General features: G+C 45.2%; 16 protein-coding genes. 9 read left to right on the top strand and 7 right to left on the bottom strand.

Translation table 11 applies throughout. The features are described 5' to 3' along the window. Positions 1 to 83: 83 nt before the first annotated feature. The 3 genes from QZZ22_RS00475 to QZZ22_RS00465 all read left to right on the top strand — a co-directional run bounded on the left by QZZ22_RS00475 (position 84) and on the right by QZZ22_RS00465 (position 1,965). Complete coding sequence (locus tag QZZ22_RS00475; RefSeq protein ID WP_292461554.1) at positions 84 to 1,013, top strand: replication factor A; 930 nt, start codon at positions 84 to 86, stop codon at positions 1,011 to 1,013. Beyond that, positions 1,014 to 1,586, top strand: coding sequence for a DNA-binding protein (locus QZZ22_RS00470; RefSeq protein ID WP_292461552.1), 573 nt, complete (start codon positions 1,014 to 1,016; stop codon positions 1,584 to 1,586). It begins immediately after the preceding gene. An 88-nt stretch (positions 1,587 to 1,674) separates the two neighbouring features. Then, a complete protein-coding gene (locus QZZ22_RS00465; protein ID WP_292461551.1) occupies positions 1,675 to 1,965 on the top strand; it encodes a hypothetical protein in 291 nt (96 codons plus the stop codon). Between the two features lie 22 nt (positions 1,966 to 1,987). On the opposite strand, the gene QZZ22_RS00460 is transcribed toward QZZ22_RS00465, so the two are convergent. The 4 genes from QZZ22_RS00460 to QZZ22_RS00445 form a co-directional block, all read right to left on the bottom strand. After that, entirely contained in the window at positions 1,988 to 2,524 is a 537-nt protein-coding gene (locus QZZ22_RS00460; RefSeq protein ID WP_292461549.1) for a metallophosphoesterase, read from the bottom strand. After that, entirely contained in the window at positions 2,521 to 3,309 is a 789-nt protein-coding gene (locus QZZ22_RS00455; RefSeq protein WP_292461547.1) for a MarR family transcriptional regulator, read from the bottom strand. Before QZZ22_RS00455 ends, QZZ22_RS00460 begins: the two co-directional genes overlap by 4 nt. Further along, on the bottom strand, positions 3,306 to 3,818 hold the full coding sequence (locus QZZ22_RS00450; protein ID WP_015053121.1) for an ArsR family transcriptional regulator: 513 nt from the start codon (positions 3,816 to 3,818) through the stop codon (positions 3,306 to 3,308). Before QZZ22_RS00450 ends, QZZ22_RS00455 begins: the two co-directional genes overlap by 4 nt. A 133-nt stretch (positions 3,819 to 3,951) precedes the next feature. Then, positions 3,952 to 4,986, bottom strand: a complete 1,035-nt coding sequence (locus QZZ22_RS00445; protein WP_292461542.1) for a deoxyhypusine synthase — start codon at positions 4,984 to 4,986, stop codon at positions 3,952 to 3,954. 265 nt (positions 4,987 to 5,251) lie between these two features. Here QZZ22_RS00445 and QZZ22_RS00440 point away from each other — a divergent pair, with 265 nt between their 5' ends. Beyond that, complete coding sequence (locus tag QZZ22_RS00440) at positions 5,252 to 5,869, top strand: hypothetical protein (protein WP_292461540.1); 618 nt, start codon at positions 5,252 to 5,254, stop codon at positions 5,867 to 5,869. A gap of 31 nt (positions 5,870 to 5,900) precedes the next feature. Beyond that, positions 5,901 to 6,704 (top strand): carbon-nitrogen family hydrolase, encoded by an 804-nt coding sequence (locus tag QZZ22_RS00435; RefSeq protein ID WP_292461537.1) that lies wholly within the window; start codon positions 5,901 to 5,903, stop codon positions 6,702 to 6,704. A gap of 14 nt (positions 6,705 to 6,718) precedes the next feature. Here QZZ22_RS00435 and QZZ22_RS00430 read toward each other — a convergent pair whose 3' ends face one another. Then, entirely contained in the window at positions 6,719 to 7,825 is a 1,107-nt protein-coding gene (locus tag QZZ22_RS00430; protein WP_292461534.1) for a HAMP domain-containing sensor histidine kinase, read from the bottom strand. A gap of 106 nt (positions 7,826 to 7,931) precedes the next feature. Next, positions 7,932 to 10,823 (bottom strand): leucine--tRNA ligase, encoded by a 2,892-nt coding sequence (gene leuS, locus QZZ22_RS00425; protein ID WP_292461532.1) that lies wholly within the window; start codon positions 10,821 to 10,823, stop codon positions 7,932 to 7,934. Between the two features lie 263 nt (positions 10,824 to 11,086). On the opposite strand from leuS, the gene cgi121 reads away from it, so the two are divergent. The 3 genes from cgi121 (at position 11,087) to QZZ22_RS00410 (ending at position 14,142) form a co-directional block, all read left to right on the top strand. After that, complete coding sequence (gene cgi121 / locus QZZ22_RS00420) at positions 11,087 to 11,596, top strand: KEOPS complex subunit Cgi121 (RefSeq protein ID WP_292461530.1); 510 nt, start codon at positions 11,087 to 11,089, stop codon at positions 11,594 to 11,596. Positions 11,597 to 11,722: 126 nt separating this feature from the next. Then, on the top strand, positions 11,723 to 12,814 hold the full coding sequence (gene glpX / locus QZZ22_RS00415) for a class II fructose-bisphosphatase (protein WP_292462162.1): 1,092 nt from the start codon (positions 11,723 to 11,725) through the stop codon (positions 12,812 to 12,814). Positions 12,815 to 12,822: 8 nt separating this feature from the next. Beyond that, a complete protein-coding gene (locus QZZ22_RS00410; protein ID WP_292461528.1) occupies positions 12,823 to 14,142 on the top strand; it encodes a tRNA (N(6)-L-threonylcarbamoyladenosine(37)-C(2))-methylthiotransferase in 1,320 nt (439 codons plus the stop codon). Positions 14,143 to 14,148: 6 nt separating this feature from the next. On the opposite strand, the gene QZZ22_RS00405 is transcribed toward QZZ22_RS00410, so the two are convergent. Beyond that, positions 14,149 to 15,876, bottom strand: a complete 1,728-nt coding sequence (locus tag QZZ22_RS00405; RefSeq protein ID WP_292462160.1) for a chloride channel protein — start codon at positions 15,874 to 15,876, stop codon at positions 14,149 to 14,151. Positions 15,877 to 16,189: 313 nt separating this feature from the next. Here QZZ22_RS00405 and QZZ22_RS00400 point away from each other — a divergent pair. After that, positions 16,190 to 16,907 (top strand): hypothetical protein (locus QZZ22_RS00400; RefSeq protein ID WP_292461525.1); only part of this gene is annotated, 718 nt, incomplete at its 3' end.

The raw sequence follows: 16,907 nt of genomic DNA, 5'->3' as shown, positions 1-16,907 counted from the left end.
GGTGTGAAGTTATATAGTACTAACACCTACAATAGAATTGCCTCTCTAAAATGACGCACAAACAAGAGGCCTGAGGTTTGAAAATGAAAGAGATTTCGCAAGAGATTCACAGAAAGTTCCAGGAACTTGGAGTAGAGATTCCCCTCGAGGATATTGAAGACAGGCTTGACAAAATGGTCAGCAAGTTCAAGGTCCCTAAAGAGGAAGCAAGAAGAAGTGTTGTAAACTATTTCTTAAAAGAGCACAGCATCCCTAAAAATCAGTTCTATACCGGACAGTCGGAGTCCCCTCTTATGAAGATATCCGAGCTGAACGTTGATGGAAAGTGGGTTAATATTAAGGGTAAAGTTGTGCAGCTTTGGGAAAATACCCATGAATCGATATCCCAGGTGGGTCTTATCGGTGATGAAACCGGCACTATCAAATTCACAAAATGGGGAAGTGCTGAATTCCCGGAAGTCGTCGAAGGCCAGAATTACTATTTTAAGAACGTTGTTGTTAATGAGTGGAATGGAAAGTTCCAGCTCAATATGAATAAGAGCAGTTCGGTAGAGCAACTCGACGAGGACATTACTGTAGGGACATCAACAATTACATTCATAGGTGCTCTTGTTGATATCCAGTCCGGGTCCGGTCTGATAAAGCGTTGCCCTCAATGCAACAGAGCACTTACCAAGGGCGCATGCATGGAGCATGGGAAAGTGGACGGGGTCTACGATCTCAGGATCAAGGCTGTCCTGGATGATGGTGTCACTGCACAGGATGCGATCATAAAGAGGGACCTTGCAGAAGAGATGACCGGACTTACACTTGAGAGTGCAATCTCCCTTGCAGCAGACGCCCTCGATCAGGGAGTAGTGCTTGAAGAGATGAAGAAGCTGCTTGTAGGCAAATACTACACAGCTACTGGCTCAAGGGTTGAGAGATACCTGCTGGTGGATTCCATGGTCCCTAAATCAACCATAGACCCGCAGGAACTGGATGAGCTCATAGCTGCATCAGAGGTGGTATAAATGGCAGGCTATTCAAGAGAAGTTGCAAGAAGGGTCTTTGCTCAGGAATTCAGGGAATCGACCCTGACATTCAAGGATGGGGATGATCAATACGCTCCGCAATACTTAATGACACCTACAGGTGCCAGGGTTAACCGGATATTCATTGTCGGTACTCTTGTAGAGAAGGAAGACATCGGGACAGATTCGGAATACTGGCGTGGCAGGGTTATAGATCCCACCGGTTCCTTCATGATATATGCAGGACAGTACCAGCCGGAAGCTGCCCAGGCCCTCGCAGAATGCGAAACCCCTGCTTTTGTCGCCATCGTCGGCAAGCCAAGCACCTATACAACAGGCGAGGGAGATGTACTGACTTCCGTGCGCCCGGAGTCTATGCACATTGTGGATGGTCAGACGAGAGATATCTGGGTAATGGATACTGCCCGAAAGACCCTTACAAGACTCAAAGAGCTTGAAGGTGGTTCTGATTCCCTCGATGTTGCACAGACAAAAGAATATTATGCCCCTGATGTGAAGCACTACTATTCTATGGTCTCGCAGGCTCTCCAGTCTTTGAAAGAGACTTATTAGATATGTATAGGCATTGCTAAGATTTTTCACTGGTGCAGATAGTCTGCACCGTCTATTTTATTTGTTTTTCTATAGCAACTATTTAAAAATGACCAAAAGGGTCATAAGCACATATATCATTCATAATCTTGCAGGTGATTTGATGAAAACATATCTTTTACTCTGGTACTCTACTGATGGCGGCATGCCCTCAGAAGTCAACAGGAGCCTGATGTCTCTTGGTTTCAAGCCTGTGCAGGGTGCCTATGATTACGTGTATGACTGGAGTGATAATGTTGATCTGGATGAGGTCCTTCGCTTTGGGGATAAGATTCAGATGACTCTCAAAGGTACAGGTGTTATGTTCAAGACCGAGACTGTCAATGGCAAGAACCAGTAATTTTTGAGCTCTTTTAACAGAATTATGAGTTTTTGTCCTTATCAAGTTTTCTTGAATAATCAATGTAGTTGCACGATTGTCCACTTATCTCGATAATGTTCGCTTTCACTGTACCGTTATCTATTATAAGTTCAACTGCGCAGGGGTCTGACATCCTTGGTTTTGTGGGTGATCCCGGACAGATTAAAAGCACATCTCTCTTTTCGATTATCGGCCTGTGCAGATGACCAAATATTAACACACTTACACCCATTTCAAGTGCAAGGTATCTCATGGGAGTGGTATCTACTATAGACAGCGCTCCTTCGTGTATGACTCCTATCTTAATTCCTTCCACTTCAAATATGAGCTTTTCAGGAAGAAGCTCCTGCAGCTCCTTCTCATCGGTGTTTCCGTGGACTGCCCGGAGTTTCCCTGTAGATTCAAGGGCCTTGTAAAATTTCATGGAACTGAAATCCCCGGCATGAACAACGAGGTCATAGTCCTCGATAATGCCTGCGAGATACTGCGGGATAGTATCAGTTTCAAGATGTGTATCAGATATTGCTAAAAGCTTCATTGGATACTCAGGTCCACAAGTTCATATTCCAGATTCTCTGTCTCAAGCCTGCTCAGGATGGCAGGCACTTCCTCGTCAATGGCAAGCACCAGCGATGAGAGGCCATGATATGCCGCCTCGATGACAGATTCCCTTGCACCAAACATCACGTCAGGCTTCAGGCCTATCCTCTTCAGTGCAACAAGAGACTCAACACCGACAGTTGCAATATATGACTTGGATTTTGCCAGGGATCTGAGGCGTTCAATATCAACATTCTTTGATCCTCCTCTTTCGACCCTCGGTATCCTGCAGACAGTGATGGCCGCATTTTCCAGGTCAATAAGCCCCAGCAGGTCAGTAACCCCCACATCCTCTCCTTCCTTTGCATCGGATATGGTGGTCCCGGAAGCATTTGTGATATCCTTTGTGCCAACATAGAGGAGTCCCTTGCTCATCCGGAGGTAAACCTTTTCACCTTTGGTTAGTTCTTCCTCAGCTATGGCGGTCCAGGTGGAAACATGGCTGATTATATCACTCATGACATAGCGTGCATAACGCTTCATGTCGTTTGCGTTCTCAAGTACCCATTCAACACCCTGCTTGGTGATGCGGTAGCGTACTCTTCCCTCTGAGTATATATGACCCTCAGCAACCAGTTCCTTTATATACTCTGATACTGCCTGCGGTGTGACGCCTATCTTTTCAGCGATTTCCTTCTGCCTTACATTAGGCTGGTGAGCGGCTACTTCTATGAGGATCTGGAATTTGGTGATACCGCTCTTGCTATGAAGGAGTTCTATCATTCCTTTTCCTCATCTGTCATCTTCAGTCTTTGTCCCATGACAGTTAAATTATCGGAGCGTCTGGCTACTGCACGTATGTACAGCGGGCTCTTGTTCAGCGCTCGTGTAAGACTGCTCATTGAATTGTTCCCTTGCTCTACTAATTTTTCAAGTTCTTCTATTGAATCCTTCACTTCTTCATATGGCATAAAAGTCAGCATGATGATGTCGCTCATATCCTCAAAGGAACACTGGAAGTTTGTCTGGACCTTTGAATAAGATGTGCGATATTCTTTCTCGGGTGTTTTTCCCGGCTCCGGCATATGCCATTGGCTTTCTATCAGTCCGCTTTTCTTGAGGACATTGATACTATGTGTGACATCGGTTCCCAGCATATCTTCCAGGCCATCCTTTGTCATCCATAGGTTAAGAAGTGCATCAAATACCTTTTTATGTCTCTTTGATCCAAAAACCTGAAGCAGAGGTACGAGTTCAGAAGGGTCGTTGATTATTCTTGTTCGTTTACTCATTTAGTTACCTCATATACAGACCTATTCTAGCCACTGAACCTCTCCGTCGTTCATGTGGGATTATACCTTGCTCAATAATTGTTTGATTAAGTACCTGTTATATTGGCTTTTGAGGAATAAATGTGTTTTGTTTTCAATGAGTTTCAAAATGCAGTTCTGCAACATCGCCATTCCACTCAAAACAAGGGATTTTACGCTTGTAGCCCTTAGTTTTTTCGTTAAGTGCATGTGTCACGATAGGAAGTGCGATAGTTGCGTCAACGAATACCTGGACCTTTTTTGCTTCCTTGGAGATCTTTCCCCAGGATACGGCTTCATCGAAGGTACAACCCGATAGCCCGCCCCAGTGAGGTGCATCGGTCGTATATTGTATTGCGTACTCATGCCCGGCTACTTCATGACCCATTATGGACGCAACTACCTCTGTCTGCTGGATAAAATTCTTGGGAACACCGCCTCCGACATATACGACACCTGTCTTTTCAGATGCCTCAACCATCTGCGTGATCTCATCGACGTCCCTGATCTGGTCGATATTGATATTATAGCCGTTCCTTCTTGCTATTGTAAGTCCGATACCGATCGAGCTATCAGACAGTGCGGGAATGAAAATAGGAACGTTGTGCTTGTATGCGCTTACTATTATCGAGTTCTTGTTGCCCTTCTCGGATATCTCTTTGCCCAGCAGATGTATGAACTCACGTGAAGAATATGTCTTACCATCATGTTTCCTGGCAAAGTCAGCTACAAAGTGGTCGGTATTCCTGAACTCCTCCTCATAGGCGAACACATCATATATCCTGTCGATACCATGTCCCAGAAGCTCGCAGTCATCTGCTATATGTGAACCTACATAATGTTTAAGCCCGAGGGCTTCGTGACAGTCATGGAAAATGTTAGCTCCCGTGCTTACGAGACAGTCTATGAGCCTGTTCTCTATCAGGTAGGTAATGATGTTGCGCATTCCTGCAGGCACCATTGCCCCACTAAGCCCCATGAAGATAGTAACCCCTTCTTCCTTGAACATATTTTCCCAGGCTTTCACGGACTCTGCAAGCTTACGCCCCTGGAATCCGGTGTACTGCATGGCATCGGTCAGATCACTTAAAGATCGCTCAGTGACCTCAACAGGTATGGTCGGTGTTTTGGTAAAGGTGTGTAGATGCATTTGCCTCCTCCTATTAGATGATAAGTGCAGCGCCATCAGCTGCATCAATAAAGATCAAATACTATATTTTCAAAATCGAGTAATGTTTTCCGGATCAGTTGCAATACTTTTCAACGGAACAACTATCAAAGTATGATTTCGTATATTACAATAAGGTTCACTTTTAATATAAGTAATTGTTTTTATACCTGCCTCTTGCCAAAATCGTTAAGAACTTAAAATGCCAAGTATATTCAGATTTGTTATCAATAATGGTGCGAAAAACATGTCCGAAAATCTCTACTCCCATGTAAATGAAATTCTGGAAGGTAAACAACTTTCTATAAGTGCCATCACTCGTGAGTTAAAGGAAATAGGGATCAATGAGCATCGGCTTGTAATGACAGGTTATCTACGTGCTCTCCGTGATCTGAAGAAATTGAATGAAGTGGATATCCCGCCTTCTAAAGTTTATATGAAAATAGAAACAAAAGGCGAGAACACGTTGCCTGATATCTATTCCCTTATTTCCAGAGAACTGAGATCCTTTGAACCTGAATTCGCTTTACCGGTCGCAGTGTATGTTATTACGAACATTCTTGACAGGCCTGTATTCAAGGAAGAACTTCAGAAGATAGGCTTTGGTTCCAAGAACATAAATGACTGCCTTTCCCGATCAGGCCATATGATAAAAGAGTCCCGGAATGAGAACCTGAAGGAATATGCTGCATGCATAACAAAGTTCACTATCCTGGGTTCAGACCCTGCTTATGAGGCAGACCAGCTAAGCAGTGATATTCTCAAACACTCCAATCATCTTCTTCTGAAGATGTTAAAATTATCTGTGGACATCAGCGGCCTGACTCCGCGTACAAAGAAAACAACCATCAATGATTTTGGCTAATACCTTTTAGAATACTATTTAAGGCTGCTAAATGACACAAATAACAGTTGCCTGTATCCAGATGGATATAAGCCTGTGCAGTAAAGATGAAAACCTGCACAAGGCAATTTCTATGGCAGAGCAGGCTATATCAAAAGGTGCCGAATTGCTGGTCCTGCCTGAACTATTCTCCACAGGCTTCTGCTATGATGATATGGAAGCCTCCGCTGAGACAATCACCGGCCTGACAGTCAGTATGCTCCAGGATCTCTCCCGCAAGCATGATTGTGTGATAGTTACCTCAATTCTTGAAAAGGAGCTGTCTCCTGACAGGAATGCATCTGTAGGCAGTTATTACAATCTCGGTATCTGCATAGAATCTGGCGAAATTATGGGCACATATCGCAAAACACATCCTTTCAAAAGAGAAAAGCAATATTTCTCTTCAGGTGATAATATATCCCCATGCAGGCTCAGTAAACATGATATTATCATCGGTCTTGAGATATGTTATGAGCTGAGATTCCCGGAAGTTGCACGAAAGCTTTCCCTATCTGGCTCCGATATCCTTATCACAGTCGCACAGTTCCCAAAACCCCGGTACAATGTATGGCGAACACTCGCAATGGCAAGGGCAATAGAGAATCAGATACCTCATATTGCCTGCAACCGCTCGGGTGAAAGTGGGGAGACCGCATTTTTCGGTGGTTCCATGATCGTGGACGCTTCAGGACAGATCCTGCAGGAAGCAGGAGAGGGTGAGTGCATACTGCTACATGTTATTGATACCGCTGAGACGTCAAAGATTAGAGAGGAGATAACTGTTTTCAAGGATCGCAGAGAGGATATCTACTGAATTCATTTCGATATCTACCGGTGTAGAGTGACCCAGAAAACAGATCCTTTCCCGGAAGGGTTATCTTCAACTCCTATCTGTCCGTCATGCAGTTCTATTATGCGCTTGGCAATTGCAAGCCCAAGTCCGGTCCCTTTTATGTTTGTTTTTTCCGCACGCTTGAAGCGGTCAAAAATATGAGTTTTATCATCGTCCGCAATTCCGGAACCGTTATCTACGACTGATATTTTCCAGTACTTATCATTCAGGGCACACACGCCTATACATATCACGCTTGAAGGAGGGGAGTACTTAATGCTGTTCGCTATCAGATTGGAAAAAACTTCCTCTATTATCCTGTTTACCTGTGCAGGATAATTCCCTCCGGGGACGAACTGTATATGCATTTCCTTATCATCCGCTTTTGGTTGCAGACCCTCTACGACCTCTTCAATAATCGCTCTGAGGTCCATTTCCTCAAATTCCAGTTCTTCAACATTTTCCAGCTTTGCAAGGTTTGCGGCGTTCTCTATCATCTGGATGAGTTTAAGGTTATTGCGTTCTATAGTTTTTAGTGCCGTAATCTTTTTTGTATCATTCTCATATTCGATCAGATATTCGACATAACCTTTGATCACAGTTGCAGGGTTGATGAGATCATGCCTGAGGATATCGGTAAACAGATCTTTTAATTCATTAGAGCTCTTGAGTTGTGAGGAATAGTTCTTCAGCTTGTCTTCCGCAATCTTTCTTTCTCTTATTTCTATCTCAAGCTGCCTGTTCTTTGAGTTAAGCTCCATTGTCTTTTCATCTATCTTATCTCTCAATACAAAACTCAGTATTATCATTAACAATAGGAGGCTTCCACCTATCCCTACAGACAATTTTAACCACATCGGGCTTTCCCAGGTGTACAGTCCTGCTGTAGAAATGTTTCGGGATATTGGCTGTTCTGATTCCAGATAACTCCCTTCAAGGCTGTTTTCCCAGCTTGGGCCTGTTGGGATATGTGGTTCTGCAAAGACAGGGTTCACTATGAGGGAAAAGAGCGATATGATCAGAATAGTACTTAAGGTGACGCCTATGGCCCGCCCTTTTGGAAATGTAGACTCGATATTTCTTCTTTCACAAATAATATGCATTAGTTAATATAAATGCTTTCTAAATATATATCTATTTACTACCGTTGCCGTATCTCTTTAAGAGGCATTTAGAAAAGAAAAAGGCACAATAATCGTGCCTTCGATGTTATTGTTCAAGGTATATTGCAGGCCTCAGAGGCGCTGCAAACTTTGACTTGTTCTCCGGGTCAAACTCAGGTGAGTCTGCAGAATAAACCTCAATAGGACATCCAAGTTCATTCGCCAGACAATCGCAGTTTTCCTGTAGTATGTTTTTCTCGTCAAGGTTAAATTCATGCAGCATCTCAAACCTTTCAGTCTTCATGCTGGTTATATCAGGAACAAGCTTTTGGACGTACTTTGGTATCTCCTTTCCGTAGGCACGGTTCTCAGGTTCTGCCATAAGGGCTTTGATAAGCTTACCCGGATTGAGCTCCCCTTCCCTGAGCATGTCGATAGCAAGTTTGAACGCCTTTGTCTTCCATCCGGGAGATGTATAGAGCACCACTTTCTGCGGAGTGATCTTAGTGACCTTAATTATCTCTTCTATATCAGACAGAGTGTTACAGACCAGTTCCTCGGCAAGTTCAGCATCGTGATCAACAAACCTGGGACAGAATATGGGATATGGTGCAAGTGATATGAAATCTCCCTCCTGATGTCCCATTGCAGACCAGATCTCTTCGCAAATGTGAGGTGTGAAAGGTGCCATCAGCCGGACCCATGTGTCAAGCACATCATATAGTACCGCAATTCCACCGCGCTTCTGGTACCACTTTACATCGTTGTACAGCAGGAAGAATGCGCTCTGAAGTGCGCCTCTTGTTCTGATTGATGTCATGTTGTTGTTGGTTTCCCTGACAAACTGCTGCAGCCTGCTGAGCATCCAGCGGTCTATGAGCTTAAGTTCTCCTTCGGACCCAGATCTTGCACCGGATACGATGATCTCCGTCGCAAGTTTGTAGAATCTCTCAACCTGTTTCTTGGCGCTCTCTACACCTGCATTCCTCCAGTCTGCATCCTGTGTCTGCTCCGCGCTGGAAAGGATGTACATGCGTGTGATATCGGCGCCATAGGTGGTCACAGCTTCCGTCATGGTAAGGATCGGACCCTTGGACTTGCTCATCTTCTGTCCTTCAAGGGAGACAAAGCCATTTACAGCAAGGGCCCTGGGCCATTTGTCCTCTTCAAAGATAGCTACATGGTGGAAGAGGAAGAATAGCAGGTGGTTTGGCACGAGATCCTTACCGGATGAGCGCAGGTCCACAGGGTACCAGTAATCCAGGTCAGCTTTCATGCGGGCGATAAGTTGCTCATTAAGTCCGGTATCGATAGCTGTCTCCTGAAGAGTGCCTTTGCCAAGGAGTACGTAATCAAAAAGCTTTGGTGTGAGCTGCTCGGGGCTGATTCCCTGGGAAAAGAACTTGTTTGTGATATAATATGACATATAAATGGTAGAATCACCCAGTGACTCTATGAGCCATTCCTTGTCAAAAGGCAGTTTTGTTCCAAGCCCTTTCTTCCTGGCACATGCCTTATCCTTAAGCCAGTCTACCTTATTGTTGAATTCGACCCTGATCTCTTCAGGGATTATCTCCATCTTCTCGAGGCAGCTGTATACCTTGTCCTTCCATTGAGGACTTGAATAGTTGAGAAACCACTGTCCCTTTACCATGTTGACAACACAGGGAGTGCCGCACCGGCAGACCACTGGCTCACTGAACTCATAGAACACTTCGCCTATGCCCTGTTCAAGAAGGTCCCTGGTGAGCACATCCTTGATCTTGGAGACCGCAATACCTGCATATTTGCCTGTATTTTCCTTCAGTACGCCTCCGTGAAACTCCCTGCGGTACACAAGCTTGGTCGCCTCTTCGGCTTTTGGGTCCTTTTGATCCGTGACTCCCAGTTGTGTGACTGCGTCAAATGCAGGATATTCTCCGAAATCCTTTACCTCGATGAGCGATATGAACCCAATATCCCTTAGATTTTCTTTGACACCGTATTCTGTCAGGTCTTTGTCGTAGAGATCCCTGAGGGCCAGGTAGTCATAAGGCGCATGGGCCGGCACACTCATTACTATACCGCTTCCATTGCCGCCCTTCACGAAGGATGCCGGCAGTGTGATGACCTCTTTCCCTGTAAGAGGATTCCTCGCCTTGATACCTATAAGTGATTCAGAGGGTACATTGCCTATAAGTTCGACATCTCTGTCTGTGTAAGTGAGCTTATTGTAGGCTTCCTTGCTAACGACCCAGAACTCTTCTTTCCCATCCTTACTTACCCTGAGCTTGACATGCTCTATATCCGGGTTGACCCAGAGGTTAGTGACACCGAATATTGTTTCAGGCCGCAGCGTCGCACATGGCAGTATCATTCCGTCATGCTCGAACTTGACAAGGGTGAAATCCACAATGGTGGCTTCCTCGCCGTGAAGGATGTCGTGGTCTTCAACAGGGTTCTTGTCATGGGGGCACCATTTTACCGGATGTGCACCCTTGACGATAAGCCCTTTTTCATGGAGCAGGTTGAACTTCCATTCAATGAATTTTTTGTATGTAGGGTCAGTGGTTGTGAATTTCCTGCGCCAGTCGATGGAATAACCGATGGAACGCATCGCTATCTCGGCCTCTACTTTGAAGTAGTCCACGATCTTCTCGGGAGTGTCAAGTGTGTGCAGGATATTTTCCGGGATGCCGTGCAGCCGGGAATACACATCCATAGTCTGAGGGTCCCGGTTTGCGATAAGCTCCGCAAGGCCCACAATGGGAGTTCCAGTAACGTGGAAACCCATGGGGTAGAGTACATTGTATCCCAGCATCCGTCTGTGCCTTGCAAGTACATCCCCTATTGTGAATGTCCTTGTGTGCCCGGCGTGTAAGTTCCCATTGAGGTAAGGGTAGGGAATGGTTATGAAATACTTCTCCCTCTCATCCGGTTCCGGTTCGAAAATCCGGCTCTCATTCCAAAGGCTCTGCCATTTTACTTCTATTCCCTGCGGATCATAATCCTGTTCCATTGTTCGCACCTTCTCACGCCGGACATAAATCCTTGATGAATCTTCCTTCCTAGTTATCAACTGCAGATATTAACTTTATGTATAAAAAGCAACCATTTCTGTCATTTTCGTCTATACGTGCAGGTTTATATTCGTAATAAGTATCAACCTAAATAAAATACACGCAAATAATCATCAAGAATGATTTTCAAGACTTTCCAATTTTCCAATTTTCCTTCAATTCTCACCGACACACTTATTCAAAAAGAATTCAATTTCAGCCTATGTCATTCCAGATACTCGGAGGCAGCACTCATATCAGGAAAGTGCCTGAATTCTTAAGCCAGATATCTTCTATCGCATCAGCTAACAGCACGGTAATACAGGCAATGGATGCAGGAAAGGTGGCAGGGGAAAAGCATGTCAGTTTTGCTGTGCGAAAGACCTTGCGGGCAATCGAGGAGAACTACAACGCCGCCAAAGACCCCGGTATCGAGATAATGAGATATGCATCAGGGAAGAGACAGATAGAGGAGGCATTCTCAATGGGAATACACGAAGGGGACATGGATCTTGTTTTTGTGATAATGGGTGATACCGAAGGAGTGAACAGATCAATGGAGTCTCTGAGGAGTGTGATTAGTGAAAAGGATGTCATAAGCTATTCCTCCCGAAAGCGGGACAACATAATCTCACAGTTCGGTATAACCGAAAAGGAGATAGAAGCAGTTGGAGAGGAAATGATACCGGACCTGGTAATAGAGAGGGTTGCTCTTGTTGATGTGCTAAAGTAGTTTACCTTTTAAACCGGGAACACTAATATAGTTATCATGAACACTGTTGCTCAAATTATTTGTTAATCGTAACAATTACCGAAGAATGAAGATGATCCTATGAATGAAGATTGTATCGAAAATATTATAACTCATCCGAAAACCGCTGAAGAAATGATCAATGGCGCAGGCCCTATTGAGAGCAACCTGTTACCCAGATTACTTCATGTGACTGAGGCCGCGGCGATTGCTGCTTCTTACCAGATAGGCCGTGGGGAGAAGAACTTCTGTGACCAGGTGTCAGTAGAAGCCATGAGAAGAATGCTGAACTGTCTTGACATGAAAGGTATCATCAAGATCGGTGAGGGAGAAAGGGATGAAGCTCCCATGCTATTCATCGGAGAAAAGGTGGGTACATGGAAAGAAGGTGTTGAGGTTGACATCGCAGTGGATCCTCTTGAAGGTACCAACCTTGCAGCTAACGGTATTCCCGGTGCCATAGCTGTCATGGCTATGGCAGAAAGAGACGGGCTTTTCCACGGCCCGGACATCTACATGGATAAAATAGTCGTGGGACCGCAGGTCGTGAAATATGAGAAAGCGCACCCTGATCAGCGGATCGATCTTGACGCACCTGTGCTGCATAACCTTCATATTGTCGCTAAGGCGCTTGACAGGAGTATCGATGAACTGGTTGTTGTCATCCTTGAAAGGACAAGGCATGAGCAGAAAATAAAAGAGATACGTGAAGCCGGAGCTCGTGTGAATCTTGTAAGCGACGGCGACCTGATGCCCGGAGTGGCAACCGCAATAAGAGGCTCCGGTGTGCATATGGTACTCGGATCCGGTGGCTCCGGGGAGGCTGTTCTGACAGCAGCAGCATTAAAGTGCCTCGGTGGTAAGATACTGGCTCGCCTGGTGCTTCCATCCGTAGCTAACGGCAAATCCGATGAGGCAATAGCAAAGGAGAAAGCCGAGAAAATGCCAAGGCTGGAGAAGATGGGCATCACTGAAAAGAACATCAATGATATACTGGATACCGAGCGACTTGTGCCGGGAAAAGATGTCATTTTTGCAGCAACAGGAGTGACCTCCGGCTCTGTCCTGAATGGAGTGAGCCTCTTTGGAGAAGGTGATTCCAGGGTGCACAGTCTGACAATGGGAAGTTCCGGTGTGGTCAAGTTCACAGACACGATATACATACACGATAAAGAAGACAACGTGCTGCGTTTCCGGTAATAGTCCGAATGAAGGTACACGTCGCTACATTCGGTTGCTCTGCCAGCCAGGCATCTGCAGAGATCATGAGGGCAATTGTCAGGGACAAAGGCCATGCTCTTGTACCTCTCAGCGATGCAGATGTGCTTGTTATCAATACCTGCACTGTAAAGTATGCTACCGAGCAGAAGATCCTTCATATTATCAGGGAAGCAGCTGGCTCCGGTAAAGAAGTGATAGTGACCGGGTGCATGCCTGAGGTCCAGCTTGAAGATATACTCAAGCAAAATCCCCAAGCGCATATCCTCGGGGTTAATTCGGTTTCCAGGGTAGGTGAATTGCTTGACTCTCTTGGTAAGATTGGTAAAGGCTCAAAAAGGCGGATGCAGATTTTCTTGCATCAGCCCGAAGGCTTCCAGAGTGTCCCAAGAATCCGATATAATCCTAATATCCATATCTGCCAGCTTTCCCAAGGCTGCAATTACTCCTGCTCTTACTGTATCGTTAGTGTGGCGCGAGGAAATCTCAGGTCGTTTGGACCGGAGGAAATAATTGCAGACATAAGGCAAGCAGTTTCCGAAGGCTGCCGTGAGATATGGCTCACTTCCCAGGACAACGGTCAGTATGGTACTGACAGGCGTGGCACTGGCAAGAATATCCTTCTTCCTGAGTTGCTGCGCATGATATGTGCCATACCCGGACAGTTCAGGGTCAGGGTCGGAATGATGAACCCATTCTCAGTGCTCCCCATACTCTATGACCTGCTTGATGCCTTTGATAATGAGAAAGTCTATAAGTTGCTGCATCTGCCCGTACAATCTGCTTCTGACAGTGTGCTGCGGAACATGAACCGCTATCACAGTATCGAAGAGGCGAATCATGTCATCAGGCAGTTCAGGAGCAGGTTTGATGACCTGACACTTTTTACTGATATAATAGTAGGTTTCCCAGGCGAGACAGAAGAGGACTTCAAAAAAAGCGTTAACTGGGTGGAGGAATTCAGGCCTGATAAAGTAAACATATCCAGGTACACTCCACGTCCCCATACAAAAGCCTGGGATTTCCACAATACTGACTCACGCATACTTACAAGGAGATCCAATGAACTTCACAGTATCAGCAGGAGCACCAAGTTTGCCACGAAGAATAAGCTGATCGGATGGGAAGGTAATGTCTTCCTGTCCAAGGAAGCAAAAAAACAGGGTACTATGGCACGCACAGACTCATACCTTCCTGTAGTGATCCCGCAGTGCAACCTTGAACCAGGGGTTACCTGCAGGATACTTATCTATGACACCACTCCGGGGTACTTTTTGGGAAGACTCCTCGGTTCTCATGGAGAGGCCTGAGATCAACTACTTTTCTTCTGTTCTCTGGTGCATCTTGTCAAGCACTTTTTTGTCATAAAGCTTTACTATATCGCTTCGGGTAATTATGCCAAGGAGTTTCCTTTTATCTTTCCTTGATACTACCGGAAGCCGGCCGATATCTTTTGCTGCCAGTCTCCTGAGTACTGCGTTGAGAGTTTCATCAGGATATGCGACTTCCAGTTCCTTTGTTGATATCTCACAGATGTCCTTTTCCAGATCGTCATGTTTGACCTTGTCTCTGAGGTCCTTGAGGGTTACTATGCCACATAGCCTGCCGTCGGAACCAAGTACCGGGAATCCTGCATGGCGACTTGATTGCATAAGGGCTATAAGCGCCTTTACGCTCTTATTCTCGGAAACCGTCTGAACTTCATGCTTCATAGCATCCTTTACAAGCAGGGATTCCATTATGTCTATCTCCCTGCCTTTCCTTATGTTGAAACCACGCTTGCGTAGCCCTTCCGTGAATATGGATCCCGGATTGAGGGAACTTGAAACAAGATTACTCATCACACAGGCAAGCATAATAGGCAGGATGAGATTGTAGTCCCTTGTAAGTTCAAAGAGAATAAGTATTGCTGCAAGGGGTGCATGACTTGTACCTGCCAGAACAGCTCCCATTCCGACAAGCGCATAAGCCCCTGACTCAGCAGTGATAGTCGGGAAGGCACCGTGTACAATAATCCCATAGGCTCCCCCGAGCATGGCTCCTGTGAACAATGCAGGGACAATGGATCCCCCGGATCCGCCTGAACCCAATGTAAAGGAGAATGTTATTATTTTCAGGGTGACCAGCGCCAGCATCAGGTTGAGGGTAAGTTCGTTTGATAGTGCATCCATGATAACATCGTATCCCACTCCGAATATCTGAGGATAGAAATAACCGATCATTCCGACAAAGAGCCCTCCTATTGCAGGCTTGAACACAGGGCTTATCTTTAGATTATCAAAGTATTCGTGTGATACATGCAAAAAGCGCATTAATATCACTGCAAGTATGCCGGCACATATTCCCAGACCGAGATAAAGGACTGACTCATATAATGGGCTTACAAGATGGTAGTCGGAAGCCTGGATGATACGAACTCCGAATACAGTGTTGGCAACAAGTGTTGCAAAGACTGCGGATATTACGATGGGGATGAAAGTTTTTGCCTCTAATTCTCCGAGTATTACTTCCACTGCAAAGACGACTCCTGCCAGAGGGGCGTTGAAGGAAGCGGCAATCCCACCCGCAGCACCGCAACCGAGCAGTATGCTGACTCTGTTACCATGTATCCCGAAGAGCCGGGCAAGGGATGAACCTATGCCCGATCCGGCAAGTACAACTGGCGCTTCCTTGCCTGCAGACCCTCCAGATCCAATAGTGATTATTGAGGCCAGGACTTCCAGAAATGCATTTTTTGGTGATATCCGTCCTCCCCGGAGGGTTGTGGCTTCTATCACTTCTTCTATATCATAACGCCGTGTCTTTATCAGTGAGTGGGCAAGCACACCCACAATGAGTCCCCCAAGAGCCGGTAGCAGGATAACATAATATCGCGGATATCCGTAGATGCTTCCGAAGAACAAATTTTCACTGCTATTAAGGGCGTGATCATAAAGAACAATTGCAAGACCTGTAAGACAGCCTACCGCGATAGCGAGGGAATTGGATATCAACGATTCACTTTGCAGCCACTGGTGAATATTTCGTTTTGTACCTTTTATTATCCTATCCAATAATGTTCATCTCGGTCCGGGTCTGAGTGACGGTTTGTTCTATCATAGGGGGCATAGTTTTGATAAAGTTTTTGCAAGGCTACTATCCATATTTATTACACGTTATTAATTTATATTAATTTATAATTGCTTGTATATTGAATAATTTTATAATATAAGACTGTATATTGGTAGTTAGTGGAGAAATGCGGGGTCATCAGTGAGTTCACTGGATGTCCGCACGTAATTGATTTAAAATAATAAGTGGAGTTTACTTCAGATATTGTCAATCTGGAGTGAAATATTATCATAAAGGGTGGTACAAATGCGTCCCTTCGCAAAAAACGTTACAATGAGTAGTATACAGGGTATTGTCAAAATTAGCTTCTGCATTGCACTTTTGGTGCTTGCGGTTACTTTGAGCGCTGCGGGAGGTTCTTCAAGTGGGAACTCAACAGAATCTGCTAGTTATAATATAACAATAGCTGATGTTATAAATGGTACAGCAAACATCACTATTGACAAACCAACTGCAGCGGTAAATGAAACAGTGATTGTAACAATCACTGATATTGAGTCTGGTAAAGAGTTTGTTTCTATCGACGTAGATGGTAACAGTGGTCCCGTATCAGTGACCGAAATAATTGCTGGAGCTAATTATACATTTCAGATGCCTGCTGAGAATGTGACAGTTACTGTAGCACTTGAGAATATTCCTCCTGTAACAGTAACCGGTATTTCTATCAATGCAGCTCCTTCAAAAGTAACTTATACTGAAGGTGATGCTCTTGACCTGAATGGTCTGGTAATAAGACTGGCAAGATCAAATTCAACTACCGAGGATGTTGCTTTTGCAGATTTCATCTCTGAAGGTATCACTGCCGATCCAGCAAATGGAAGCATTCTTGCAACAACCAACACTTCCGTCACTATCACTCACACCGAAAGCGGAGAAACTGCAATCCAGGCAATTACTGTTAATGCCGTACCTGTAACAGTAACCGGTATTTCTATCAATGCAGCTCCTTCAAAAGTAACTTATA

It is taken from the genome of Methanolobus sp. (assembly GCF_016278365.1).
Classification (GTDB): Archaea; Halobacteriota; Methanosarcinia; order Methanosarcinales; family Methanosarcinaceae; genus Methanolobus.
Note: the sequence above shows the minus strand (reverse complement) of the source record. Positions and strands in the feature narration are given on the sequence as shown.

What these genes read in the sequence shown, in the direction of transcription:
- QZZ22_RS00475 (WP_292461554.1), top strand. Translation starts at nt 84, where the DNA reads ATGAAAGAGATTTCGCAAGAGATTCACAGAAAGTTCCAGGAACTTGGA.
- QZZ22_RS00470 (WP_292461552.1), top strand. Translation starts at nt 1,014, where the DNA reads ATGGCAGGCTATTCAAGAGAAGTTGCAAGAAGGGTCTTTGCTCAGGAA.
- QZZ22_RS00465 (WP_292461551.1), top strand. Translation starts at nt 1,675, where the DNA reads ATGACCAAAAGGGTCATAAGCACATATATCATTCATAATCTTGCAGGT.
- QZZ22_RS00460 (WP_292461549.1), bottom strand. Translation starts at nt 2,524, where the DNA reads ATGAAGCTTTTAGCAATATCTGATACACATCTTGAAACTGATACTATC.
- QZZ22_RS00455 (WP_292461547.1), bottom strand. Translation starts at nt 3,309, where the DNA reads ATGATAGAACTCCTTCATAGCAAGAGCGGTATCACCAAATTCCAGATC.
- QZZ22_RS00450 (WP_015053121.1), bottom strand. Translation starts at nt 3,818, where the DNA reads ATGAGTAAACGAACAAGAATAATCAACGACCCTTCTGAACTCGTACCT.
- QZZ22_RS00445 (WP_292461542.1), bottom strand. Translation starts at nt 4,986, where the DNA reads ATGCATCTACACACCTTTACCAAAACACCGACCATACCTGTTGAGGTC.
- QZZ22_RS00440 (WP_292461540.1), top strand. Translation starts at nt 5,252, where the DNA reads ATGTCCGAAAATCTCTACTCCCATGTAAATGAAATTCTGGAAGGTAAA.
- QZZ22_RS00435 (WP_292461537.1), top strand. Translation starts at nt 5,901, where the DNA reads ATGACACAAATAACAGTTGCCTGTATCCAGATGGATATAAGCCTGTGC.
- QZZ22_RS00430 (WP_292461534.1), bottom strand. Translation starts at nt 7,825, where the DNA reads ATGCATATTATTTGTGAAAGAAGAAATATCGAGTCTACATTTCCAAAA.
- leuS (WP_292461532.1), bottom strand. Translation starts at nt 10,823, where the DNA reads ATGGAACAGGATTATGATCCGCAGGGAATAGAAGTAAAATGGCAGAGC.
- cgi121 (WP_292461530.1), top strand. Translation starts at nt 11,087, where the DNA reads ATGTCATTCCAGATACTCGGAGGCAGCACTCATATCAGGAAAGTGCCT.
- QZZ22_RS00410 (WP_292461528.1), top strand. Translation starts at nt 12,823, where the DNA reads ATGAAGGTACACGTCGCTACATTCGGTTGCTCTGCCAGCCAGGCATCT.